Origin of the sequence: Ponticaulis profundi (assembly GCF_042659465.1) — a bacterium.
GTDB lineage: Bacteria > Pseudomonadota > Alphaproteobacteria > Caulobacterales > Hyphomonadaceae > Ponticaulis > Ponticaulis profundi.
This window is the reverse complement of the sequence record NZ_JBHSSW010000012.1, coordinates 1-13,626: the sequence shown is the minus strand read 5'-3', so window position 1 is coordinate 13,626 and position 13,626 is coordinate 1. Positions and strand designations below refer to the sequence as shown.

At 56.1% G+C, this 13,626-nt stretch carries 1 protein-coding gene; it reads right to left on the bottom strand.

Going from position 1 to position 13,626, the window contains the following annotated elements; translation table 11 throughout:
- Positions 1–56: 56 nt before the first annotated feature.
- A partial coding sequence (locus ACFQDM_RS09465) for a tandem-95 repeat protein (protein ID WP_377378416.1) occupies positions 57–13,626 on the bottom strand: 13,570 nt, incomplete at its 5' end.

Sequence of the window (13,626 nt, the reverse complement as noted above, 5' to 3'; positions counted from 1 at the left end):
TAAGACTGAATTACGGGATGCGCGCCGAAAAGCGCTCTGGAAATCGGGCCGACGCATCATAGAGACGCCTCCACTGGCTCATCGGCATCTGAGTAAAGGAGCTCTAGGCCGGTTATAGTGAATTGCGGGCTCTGCACATCGCCGACGCCCGGCTCCTCCCCCTGGACGTAGCCAGGTGAGGCCAGTGGTTCGGATGATGTAGCACTGACGTCAGATTCTGCCCCCAGAAAGGCATCAAGCAGTGCTGTGATGTCCGACGCATCCACATCGTCGCCACCGCCGATTTCATCACCCGTGAGGAGCTCTCCAACTGCCACATCGAAGAGTGCGTGATTGTGACCCGATAACAGGCCTTCCTCGCCTTCGAGCATTGATGCACCGCTATCGTCTCGCGAACCATCCCGCTGCCAGCTCGTGCCGCTGATGACGATATCAGACGCAGCATCGTCGTTTGGCAGAAGATCGGAGAGATCATCTTCGATGAGATCAATACTCAGCGTCGCATGAGTTTGCTCGGTTGGATCAGAAGGTGCCTCGATCAAAGGTTCAACATCGGTTTGCGTGACAGCAACACCAAAGGATGCGTCGTTCGATCCCGGCTTGGCCATAGCCGACTGCCCATCTCTGGACGCATCCGGCTCACGCATTGGCGTAGCTTCCAACAGGTTCTGCTCACCCTCGCCCGACACATTCAGCCCGCCACTGCCGTTAAGCTCCACTTCCATCAGCAAAGATCGTGTCTCTGGTGCGAAGATCGTGTCTGAACTGTCTGACACAGGTGATGGCGTTGGCGCAGAACTGGATGACATGGAAGGTGTCGGCGTCACGAACTCCTGAACGATGACGTCGATGTTCTGGGTGTCAAATCCGCCATTGCCATCTTCAACTGCAATGGTCACCTCATAGACGTTATCACCGTCGAAATCGCTCGGCAGATTATATGACGGCGTGGAAACGAAGCTGAGATATCCGTTGGAGGGGTTGATTGTGAAGCGTGATCCATCCAGCCCCGCAAAAATGGACCAGGTTATTGCGCTATCGTCAGGATCCGACGCGGTGATTGTGTCAACGGCAGTCGTCCCTTCAACGACATATACATCTGCCGAAATTCCTCCTCCACCGAAGGTGATCCTCGGGGCATCGTTCCGGCCAGTTACTGTGACTGTCACGGTGCCTATATCGGTGCCGCCATTCCCGTCTGAGACTGTGTAAGTAAAGCTGTCTGTTGCCTGCTCACCGGTCGCCAGATAGTCATATGCGCCATTCGGGTCGTAGCTGATCGTGCCGTCACCATTCAGCGTGACTAGGCCGTTTGTGCCCGTGGTGCTGACTGAAGTCACAGTCAGGCTATCGCCGAAGTCGATGTCACTGTCATTGCCGAGAACGCTGATGATGACCGAGCTGTCTTCATCCGTGGCGCTCAAGTCCGTTACCGCCACCGGATCGTCGTTCACGCCGGTCACCGCCACCGAGATTGTTGCGGTATCCGTGCCGCCATCTCCGTCCGAAATCGTATAGTCGAACCTGTCCACGGTTATATCGCCGGTGGCAAGTGATTGAAGCGTCAGAGACGTGGACGGATCATAGGTGATGGTGCCATCGCCGTTGACGGTAATCGTCGCGCCGTTCGGGCTTATGGCAGCTATGTCGGAAATGGTGAGTGTGCTGCCCGTATCAGGATCGGAATCATTGTCCAGCACGCTTATGACGACGGAATTATCCTCGCTCGTCAACTCGCCGTTGGGCGTCGCAACAGGTGCATCATTTGCGCCATTTACAGTGATGGTCACCGTGGCGGTGTCTGTGCCGCCATTGCCGTCAGAGACCGTGTAGGTGAAGGTGTCGTCCAGAGTCTGACCAACGCCGAGCGCCTGAATGGTTGCAGAGCCGGTCGGGTCATAGCTGATCGTGCCATCGCCATTCAGGGTGACTGCCGCGCCATTCGCACTGGTGCCGCTGACCGCCGTGATTTCAAGCGTATCGCTATCGCTGTCTGTGTCATTTGCCAGCAGTGTTGCTGTATCGATCGTCGCCACGCTGTCTTCGCTATAGCCGCGAGGCGTCCCATCCGCGTTGAAGAAGCGGGCGCGAATTCCGCCTGAACTCGGATCGTCTATACCATCATAGGATCCCCAGCTGGCCACGAAGCCACCATCTGGTGTCGCTACGATGTTAATGTCGGCTTGCATGCTTTCGATCGTTGCGTTGATCAGGAATTCTGCAACGCGCTCACTTCCATCAGCATTGAAAATGCGCGCTTTGATGCCGACACTTGATGTGTCGCCCTGTTGAGGGTTTGAAGATTCCCAGGCAATCACGAAGCCGCCATCCGCAAGAGCGGTGATTTCGGAACTGTACTGGCTCCCAGCCGTCAGACTATTGGCCTGAAACTCGGCTGTGACAGCATTGCCATTGGCGTCAAACACGCGTGCCTTGATGCCATCTGCGGCCGTGTCTTCCTGCTGCTGGTCGCTCGATGTCCAGCTTACAACAAATCCGCCATTTGCCAGCGCGGTGACATAAGTCGAACGCTGGTCTGTATTGGTGAATTGATTGACCTGGAACTCCGCGACGCTTTCCGTGCCGTCCGCATTCAGAATTCTGGCTCGAATACCTGTTCCGTCGGCATCGGTTGTGCCGTCGGCTGAGCGCCAGATGATAATGAGCCGGCCATCGCTCAGGGTTGCGACGTCCGCATAATCCTGATGGCCAGTGGTGACATCATTGACGAGGAGTTCCCCATCGCGTTCTGAGCCATCTGCATTGAATATACGCATTTTGACGCTGAAGCCATTTGGATCATCCTGGCCATCCCTGGAATGCCAGACAATCGCAAACCCACCGTCATTCAGCGCCGTAATCGTTGGCCAGAATTGTCCACTGGCCGCTTCTTCATTGACCAGAAACTCTGCCTTGCGTTGGCTGCCGTCGGCATTGAAAACTCGGGCCTTGATTGCGCCGCTATCTCCATCCTGAGCCGCATCTTCGGTCTCCCAGACGATGGCAAAACCGCCATCGGCCAGCAGGGTGACTTCGGGAAGCTCCTGAGTTGCGTCAGTTTCCTGATTGACCAGAAATTCACCCATCCGATCCGTGCCGTCGGCGTTGATCCAGCGTGCCTTGATGCCATCGCCGGAGGTATCCGCCTCACCATCGCCAGACTGCCAGACAAACAGGACGCTCCCATCTGCAAAGGCAACGGATTCAGACCGTATCTGATTGTTTGCAACCGCCTGATTGACGAGAAAATCGCCACTGTAAAATGTACCGATGGCGTCATCATTGGCGACAGGTGCCGTATTGTCATCCGCGCCGTTCACCGTGATTGTGACGGTCGCTGTACTGGTGCCGCCATTTCCGTCGGAGATTGTGTAGGTGAAGGTGTCGTCCAGCGTTTCGCCGTCATCAAGCGCCTGGATCGTGGCCGAGCCCGTCGGGTCATAGCTAATCGTGCCATCGCCATTCAGCGTCACCGTCGCGCCATTTGCGCTCGTGCCACTGACGCCCGTAACCGATAGCGTATCGCCGTCAGCGTCGGTATCATTGCCAAGGATGTCGGCGGCCGCAATCGTGATCGGCGTGTCCTCATCAAAGCCTGAAGGGGATGCCGGGTTGCCACTGGCGTCGAAAATCTGCGCCTTGATACCAGAGCCCGACGTATCGTCGACATTGTCAAGGCTGGTCCAGACGATGGCGAAGCCGCCAGTATTCAGGGCCACAACATCCGGCTGCATCTGCAGGTTATCCGTCAGTGTATTGACCAGAAATTCACTTCCTACGGTATTGCCGCTGGCATCAAACATCTGCGCCTTGATGCCTGAGTTCGAGGCGTCTTCCACGCCATCATAGCTTGACCACACGATGACAAAGCCGCCACCGGTGAGTGCTATTGTGCGCGGGGCAGATTGGTTATTCGTTGTCTGGGTATTGACCCGGAATTCACTGCCTACGGTATTGCCGCTGGCATCATACATCTGGGCGCTGATGCCGCCGGAGCTGCTATCATCTAGTGTACTGTAGCTCTGCCAGGTTACAACAAAGCCGCCGCTCGCCAGGGCTGTGACATCCGGAGAGCCTTGTGCGCTATAGGTTTCCGTGTTGACCAGAAAGTCATTGGCGACAGGGTTTCCGGAATTATCAAAAATCCGTGCCCGGACGCCGGAGCTGGAAAGGTCATCGACACCGTCATAGGTTTCCCAGACGACAACGAAGCCACCCCCGTCAAGCGCCGTGATTTCTGCATCCGTCTGGTCATCCATCATCCGGCTGTTGACGAGGAATTCGCCGCCGACTGTATTGCCGCTGGCATCATACATCTGCGCCTTGATGCTATAGCCATGGATATCATCCACCTGGTCTTCACTTTCCCAGGTGATGACGAAAGCGCCATTGGACAGCACGGCAATCTTGGGGGCGTACTGAAAGCTGGTCGTTTCGGTATTGACGAGGAATTCGCTGCCGACCGGATTGCCGCTCGCACCGAAGATCTGGGCTCGGATGCCCTCGCTGTCGGTGTCGTCCACCCCGTCTTCGCTGTCCCAGGCAATCACGAAGCCGCCATTTGGCAGCGCCGCGACAGAAGGGTAGCTCTGAGCGCCACCTGTCAGGGTGTTCACCAGGAACTCACTGCCGGACGGGCTGCCGTCAGCATTGAAGATCTGCGCCCTGATGCCAAGGCCGTCATTGTCATCCACCAGGTCCAGGCTTGCCCAGACGACGATAAAACGTCCGTCTGCCAGAGTTGCGGTCAGCGGATATTGCTGGGTGCTGTAAGTTTGTGTGTTGACGAGGAATTCGCCTTCAGGGGCATTGCCGAGCATATCATCGCTCGCAACCGGCCCGACGTTCGCTGCATTCACAACCATCTCAACCGAGCCGGTATTGCTCGAGAATGGTGTTGAGCCACCATTTGTGGTCACATCAACTTTCTGGCCCTGTGTGCCGCTGCTGCGGTCCCAGGCATGGAAGGTCAATGCATCAGCCAACGTACCAGAATAATTAGAGTTTGGCTCGAAATAGAGACGATAAGACCCAATTAGAAGCAGCGCATTTGCTTCGGAGACGGACCCTACAGAGATCCAGTTGGCGCCATCATTCGGCGACCAATACCAGGTTCCCTGGCTCGTATCAGTGCCGGAAAGGGCGATACCTGTAATCAGACCGTCCGCATCGACGATATTGTTGGTTCCGCCGCCAGACGAAAGGTCCGCAATATCTGAAACGAGAAAACCAACGGCGCCCGAAGGCGGCCCGGCGTCTTCTTCTACGCTTTGGGTCAGTGCAATTGCCTGATTTACTGTCGGGGCATCATTCACCCCGGTCACGGTCAGACGGAGCGCGTTGGTCGATGTCGAATTGTCACCTGCAAGGTCATACCGGACCGTGAGATTGAGACTTTGTCCGACAGAAAGCGCATCCCAGTCAGAGCCGAGCAATTCGACAGAAATCTGGTCATTTGAGCCGATTGTGACCGAGAGATCACTCGCGTCTATGCCCAAGCTGTTCGCTGAGACAGAGACTGAATTGATCGACAATGCGTTTGACGCCGCTGCGTCAGCATCCAGTGTGTCGTTGGCGAGGACATCGAAGCTTGTGGCTCCGTCGTCCTCGGTCATGCTGGCATTGTCCTGAACGGCGGTCGGGGTGTCGTCGGCCCCGATAATCGTGAAAACGATGGACTCGCCAGCCGCCGACGCAGTGCCGTCGCTGACCGAAAGATTATAGGTAATCGTCAGCTGATCACCCTGATTGAGGAAGTCGAGGTCAGCCGCCGTAGGATCCCACGTCCAACCCAGCGATTGGGACATCCCGTCCGCCGTGATACTACCGTCGAATGTGAGCCTTCCTGTCCCGAGCGCAGCCAGCAGTGCAGCTTCCTCGCCAGCTGTCAGCGTGCCGCCATTCCAGTTTATCGTCGGCGTACCGTTGACGCTCGCACTCAGCGTGTCGCCGATGTCAGCGTCCGATACAGTCAGGCTCCCTGTCGTCGACAAATCCTGCGCGGAGGCATCTGCGACTTCAGTGAACGTACCACCTGTCGGAACGGTTGCGAGGACCGGTACATCATTCGCACCATTCACCGTGATCGTCACCGTCGCGGTGTCTGTGCCACCATTTCCGTCGGAGATCGTATAAGTGAAGGTGTCGTCCAGCGTTTCGCCAGCAGCCAGCGCCTGAATGGTGGCCGACCCTGTCGGATCATAGCTGATTGTGCCATTGGCGTTCAGAGTCACGGTTGCGCCATTCGCGCTCGTCCCGCTCACGCTCGTCACTGTCAGCGCATCGCCATCAATGTCGGTGTCATTGCGCAGAAGACCTGCTGTTGAGATCGTTGTGACGTTATCTTCGCTATAGTTTCGCTGCGTGCCATCTGCGTTGAAGATCAGGCTTTTAATGCCCGAAACATCTGGATCGTCGATGCGATCCTGAGAATACCATGTGATTACGAAACCACCGTCAGCCAGCGCCTGGACATGCGTGTCCATCTGAACATCATTCGTCAGATTATTGACCTGGAATTCGCTGACGCGTTCGCTTCCATCTGCGTTGAAGATCCGCGCCTTGATGCCAATATCCGGGTCGGACTGTTCCCTGTCTGACGAAAACCATGTGATCACGAAACCGCCATCGGCCAGCGCGGTTACGCTGGGGTAGTTCTGCGCTGAGGTCGTGAACTGATTGACCAGAAACTCAGACACAATCTCATTGCCATCGGCATCAAACACGCGCGCCTTGATGCCCGTTCCGTCATTATCTCCCTGTTGTGGGGTGGTAGACTCCCAGGTGATAACAAATCCACCGTTCGCCAGCGCCGTTGCCACGGGGGTGGTCTGGTTTCCATCTGTGAGGGAATTGACCAGAAACTCATCGCTGCGCGCACTGCCATCTGTGTTGAAGAGGCGAGCTTTTATGCCAGCCTGATCAGGATCGGCGCCATCAGCAGACTGCCAGGTTATAATAAAGCTACCATCCGCAAGCACCGTCGCAGACGGGTAGAGCTGAGCGCTATCGGTTTCCTGATTGACCAAAAATTCGCTGACAAGCGTCGTGCCATCAGGATTGATAATCCGGGCTTTGATGCCGAATGAGCTCGGGTCAGCAAGACCGTCGGAGGAGCTCCATGTCAGAAGAATGCTGCCATCATCAAGATTTATTGCATCCGGATAGGACTGCATGCCGGAAGACACTTCAGTAGCAACAAACTCGCTGACACGCTCAGTGCCGTCAGCGTTGAAGATGCGGCCCATGACATTGAAGCCATCAATCGTTTCCCAGAAAATGATAAAGCCGCCATCACTCAGCGTGCTGGCTGTCGGGTAGCCCTGCGAGTTGAAAGTGCTCTGATTGACCAGAAATTCAGCAACACGAACGCTGCCATCCGCGTTCAAGACGCGTGCCGCAATCCCGTACGAACTGCCATCCAGCAGGTTATCAGTCCACATATAGAGCATGCCGCCATCACTTAGTGTGACCATTGACGGCTCATACTGGCCCCCTGCTATTGTTTCATTGACCAGAAACTCGCCGGTTCGTTCAGGTATCAGAGCCAGCGTCACATCATTGGCAACTGGCGCCGTATTCGCGCCATTCACCCTGATCGTGACAGTCGCGGTGTCTGTGCCGCCATTTCCGTCTGAAATGGTGTAGGTGAAGGTGTCATCCAGCGTTTCGCCAACAGCCAACGCCTGGATCGTGGCCGAACCAGTCGGGTCGTAGCTGATCGTCCCATCGCCATTCAGCGTGACGGTTGCGCCATTCGCGCTCGTCCCGCTCACGCTCGTCACTGTCAGCGTATCGCCATCCGCATCTGTGTCATTGCCCAGAAGGCCCGCTGTTGAGATCGTCGTGACGTTATTTTCGCTATAGTTTCGCTGCGTGCCGTCTGAATTGAAGATACGGGCTTTGATGCCGTAGCCATCGGTATCCGCCTGTCCATCATTGGATGACCAGGTGACCACGAACCCGCCATCACTTAGCGCGGTAATGTTTGGCTGGGCTTGGGTGTTCAGCCCGGCATCATTCACCAGGAATTCAGCAACACGCACGCTGCCATCTGCGTTGAAAACACGTCCACTTATCGAAGAAGATGAACCATCGTGCGTGGTATCACCGTTCAGCCAGGTGATAACGAACCCGCCATCAGCCAGAACCGTGACATCAGATGTCTCCTGTCCAGCCGATGCTCGTTCATTGACCAGAAACTCGCCGATACGTTCGCTGCCGTCTGCGTTGAAAACCCGCGCCTTGATGGCCGATCCGCTTCCATCCTGAGAGGTGTCAAAGGTTGTCCAGGTGACGATGAAGCCACCATCCTGAAGTGTTGCGATCGTCGGGTTGATCTGGTCGCCGGTGGCACTGTCATTGACAGAGAATTCCGAAATCCTAACCGATCCATCATTGTTGAAGACCATTGCCTTGATGGCCGAGCCACTTCCATCATCGCTGGCGTTTTGCGTTGTCCAGGTGATGATGAAGCCGCCATCATCGAGCGCTGAAACGTCGGGCGCGCTTTGATTTCCAGCTACCTCATCATTGACCAGAAACTCGCTGATCCGAACCGAACCATCAGCGTTGAAAATCCGTGCCTTGATACCGAAGTCGGGGTCTCCGGCGCGTTCGTCAGACGACCAGGTGGCAATAAATCCACCATCTGCCAACGCGGTGATGGAAACGCTGGTCTGCAGATATCGCGTCGTCTCATTGACAAGGAACTCTGCCACGCGTTCGGTGCCGTCAGCGTTGAAAATGCGTGCTTTAATGCCGTCAGCGTCAGGCTGATTATCCCGCGACTGCCATGACAGGACAAATCCGCCATCGGCCAGCGTGGTCACATCGGGGGCGGTCTGTGCGTTGTTCGTCAGACTGTTTGCCAAAAACTCGCTGACGCGGACGGTACCATCAGCATTCAGAATCAGCGCTTTAATGGCGTTATCGTTATCGCCCTGTGCGCCGTCCGCTGATGTCCAGACAAAAACATAGCCGCCATCGGCCAGTTGCCCGACAGCCGGTGAAACCTGATCGCCACCTGTGAAGCTATTGATCAGGAATTCGTTTGTGGCCTCGGGTGCGAGCGCGAGCAAATTATCAACGGCAACGGGTACGTCATTCTGGCCGCTTATCGTGAAGGTCACGGTTGCCGTGTCTGTGCCGCCATTCCCGTCAGAGATCGTGTAGGTGAAGGTGTCGTCCAGGGTTTCGCCGAATGCCAGCGCCTGAATGGTGGCAGAGCCTGTCGGGTCATAGCTGATCGTGCCATCGCCGTTCAGTGTCACGGTCGCGCCATTCGCGCTGGTACCGCTCACGCCTGTTATGGTCAGCGTATCGCCATCAGCATCCGTATCATTGGCAAGCAGTGTGTCGACGTCGAGTGTCGTTACGACATCTTCGCTAGAGTGGCGTGGTGTGCCATCGGCGTTGTAATAGCGCGCCTTAACACCGAGGTTGTCGGTGTCGTCAGCGCCATCGCGTGTCTGCCAGGTCACCAGAAACCCGCCATCCGCTGTCGTCGTGACGGCTGGGCGGGACTGCGTATCGTACGTCTCCTCATTCACCAGGAATTCGGAAACCCGCACTGTGCCGTCAGCGTTATAGACCTGAGCCTTGATGCCAGAGCCGCTGACATCGCCTTGTTGGTCATCAGTCGATGCCCAGACGACCACGAAACCGCCGTCCGCCAGAGCTGTTATGTCCGGATTGGTCTGGCTTCCATCCGGGATGGCGTTTACACGAAATTCGGCGACAGTTTCACTGCCATTTGCATCGAAAATGCGTGCCTTGATCGCGAAGAATTCAGTGTCGCCCTGCTGTTGATCGTAGGAGCTCCAGGCCACGACGAAGCCGCCATTGGAAAGGGCAGCGACCACAGAAGATTGCTGAACGCTCAAAGTCTCTGTGTTCACGCGGAACTCAGCAACCCGTTCTGTTCCATTTGGATTGAAGATGCGCGCAAGGATGCCTGTATCTGAAGTGTCGTTGAGACCATCAGCCGAGCGCCACACAGCAAGGATGCTACCATCAGACAGAGTTGCGATGTCTGGAAGTTCCTGGCCATTCGTCATCGTGGAATTGACGAGGAATTCTGGGATCCGTTCGCTGCCGTCTGCATTAAAAACGCGCATTTTGATGCCCCAGCCATCAAGGTCAGCCTGGGTATCGTTTGATTGCCATGCAATGGCGAACCCGCCATCGTCCAGGGCGGTCAGTTCCGCCATTGACTGATTACCGCCGGTGACCGAATTGACCAGAAACTCGCCGACCCGTTCGGATCCGTCAGCGTTAAAAACTTTTGCTTTGATCGAGCTGCCAGCGCCGTCCTGTGTCGGATCCTGAGAAACCAAGGAGATGACAAAGCCGCCATCGGGCAAGAGCAGAATCCGCGGAACGGACTGCAATTGATCAACTTCGTCGTTGATCAGAAACTCTGTGACGCGTTCCGTGCCATCGGCATTCAGCCAGCGTCCTTTCACGGCACCATCAGTGTCTGCGGATTGGCCGTCGCGCGAGTGCCAGACAAAGAATGAACTGCCATCAGCGAAAGAGATGGCGCTGACATCACTCTGGCTATTATTCGTCAGGCTGTTGACGAGAAATTCGCTCCCGGCTGCGATTGTATCACTCCCTGCAACCGGAGCGTCGCTCACGGGTCGGACGGTGATCGTGACCGTTTCAGTGTTGCTGTAGGTTGAGCCGTCAAATACCCGATAGGTGAACGTATCCTGTCCATTGAAATTAGCATCAGGCGTATAAGAGAAGGACCCATCTGCATTGAGTGTCAGCGTCCCGTTGGAGACATCGCTGACCAGTTCCGCCGTCAATGTGTCGCCGTCGATATCGGTGTCGTTTCTGAGAACCCCAAGTGCGGCGCTTGCGTTGCCGGTCGTGTCTTCATCCACAACGTAATTGTCGCTTGACGCCACCGGCGCATCATTTGCGCCCGTCACTGTAATCGTCACGGTCGCGGTGTTCGTGCCGCCATTTCCGTCTGACACGGTGTAGGTGAAGGTATCGTCGAGTGTCTCGCCATCATCCAGCGCCTGAATGGTCGTTGAGCCCGTCGGATCATAGCTGATCGTGCCATCGCCATTCAGCGTGACCGTTGCGCCATTGGCGCTCGTGCCGCTGACGGCTGTCACACTGAGCGTATCGCCGTCGACGTCCGTGTCATTTGAAAGCAGTGCTTCGGACGCAAATGTGAGTGCACTGTCTTCGCCGTAAAAGCGCTCCGTTCCGTCTGCGTTGAAGATACGTGACTTGATTGCAAAGCCATCACTGTCACCGCTTTCAGACGTCCAGCTGATCACGAAACCGCCATCTGTCAGACCGGTGACACTCGGTAGAGCCTGATCGTCTGTGATCAGTTCGTTGACCAGAAACTCTGCAATGCGCTCAGAGCCATCTGCATTGAAAACCCGCGCCTTGATGCCTTTTGCATCTGTGTCAGAGATCCCGTCCGAAGACTCCCAGGTGAAGACCAGACCGCCATCGGCAAGCTCGGTAACATCCGCATACCCCTGGCCATTATCGGTGACCTGATTGACCAGGAATTCGGCGATGACTTCATTGCCGTTATTGTCGAAAACACGCGCCTTGATCGCGGCGTTTGCGTCGCCCTGTTGGCCATCATTCGACGCCCAGGTGACGACAAAACCACCCGATGCCAGCTCATGAATGATCGGTGTCTGCTGGTTTAAAGCGGTGGCGGAATTCACCACAAATTCGCTGATACGTTCTGTGCCATCAGCATTGAAGATTCTGGCCTTGATCGCGCCGCCAGCGGTGTCAGATTGTTGCCTGTCATTTGATGCCCAGATGATGACAAAGCCACCATCGCTCAGGGCAGCGACGTCGGGGTCCTGCTGATCGCGCACATCGAACTGATTGACCAGGAATTCATTGTCTCGTGGCGTGCCGTCCGCGTTGAACACCCGCGATTTGACGCTGAAGCCGTCGGGATCGGCTCCCCCGTCCGCCGATGTCCAGGTGAAGACATATCCGCCGTCGGTAAGTTCTGTAACTTCAGGAAAGATCTGATCATTATCCGGCACCTGATTGACGAGGAACTCTGCGACCCGCTCAGACCCGTCGGCATTGAACACCCGCGCCTTGATGGCTCTGTCGTCACCATCCTGCGTTGGGTCGGTCGTGAACCATGTGACGATGAAGCCACCGTCAGACAGTGCGGATATGTCGGGCCCTTGCTGACTAAAGGTCGTCAGGCTGTTGACGACAAATTCACTGACAATTTCATTGCCATTCGGATCAAAAATACGCGCCTTGACCGTGTAATTGTCGAGGTCTTCCTGCTGACCGTCCCGAGATTCCCACACCATAACGAAATTGCCATTGGTGAGGGCCATCACATGCGGTCGATACTGGCTGGTCTGCTCGAACTCATTCCCCTGGAATTCGCCAAGCGTCAGGCTATCATCTCCTGCAACCGGGGCGTCATTCACACCATTGATGACCAGGGTTGCCGTATTGCTTGTTGTGGCTGTGCCATCAGACACGTCATAACTGACTGTGATCGTCCGACTATCGCCAACAGCGAGTGAGTTATATTGGCTCGGGTCAATCGAGATCGTCCCATCGCCATTATTGGTGAAAGCGACCGGATTTCCGAGATCGTCCTGCACCGCGATGTTCGAAACGGACAGGGCATCGCCATCAGGGTCGGTCTGACCAGATAGCAGATCGACAATTTGAGCCGCGTCGTCTTCGGTTGCGCTGCCGGCGTCGATCACTGATACAACAGGTGTGTCATTGGCGCCGGTCACAGTGATAGTGACGGTCGCCGTATCCGTGCCACCATTGCCGTCTGAAATCGTGTAGGTGAAGGTGTCTGTCAGCATCTCACCGACAGCCAGCGCCTGGATAATCGCAGAGCCGGTCGGATCATAGGTGATTGTTCCATCGCCATTCAGCGTGACTGTCGCGCCGGAGACGCTGACTGCGTCTACGCTGACAACAGTGATCGTGTCGCCGTCGGCATCCGCGTCGTTTGCCAATACAGAAATGATCGTGCTGCTGTCTTCATCTGTCGCAACGGCGTCAGCCACAGCGACCGGCGCGTCATTCACCGCGCCGACATTGAGCGTCACCGTGACAGTGTTGCCGTCATCCGTGCCGTCATTCACCCGATAGGTGAAGCCGTCCGTCCCATTGAAGTTGGCATCCGGCGTATAGGTGAAGGAGCCATCCGCATTGAAGCTCAGAGAACCGTTCGACGTGCCGGAGACCAAGGCAGCCGTCAGCCCATCACCATCCACATCTGTGTCATTGGCCAGGACACCGCTCGCAGCCACGCTCAGCACGCCATCCTCATCGATAGAATAGCCGTCGGCGACACTAACCGGCGCATCATTCACCGGTGTCACCGTGACCTCAATCGTGACGGTGTCTGTCCCACCATTGCCGTCATCGATCAGAACATCAAAGCTATCCGTGCCATTGAAGTCGGCTGCTGGCGTGTAGGTATAGCCATTCCCAGTCAGCGTCACAGAGCCATTCGCCGGACCAGAAGCCAGCGTGTAGCTGAGGGTGTCGCCGTCCATGTCGGTGGCACTGATTGCGCCAGTGATAACACTGTCTTCAGCACCAGAAGCAGAGCCATCCGTACCGACCGGTGCG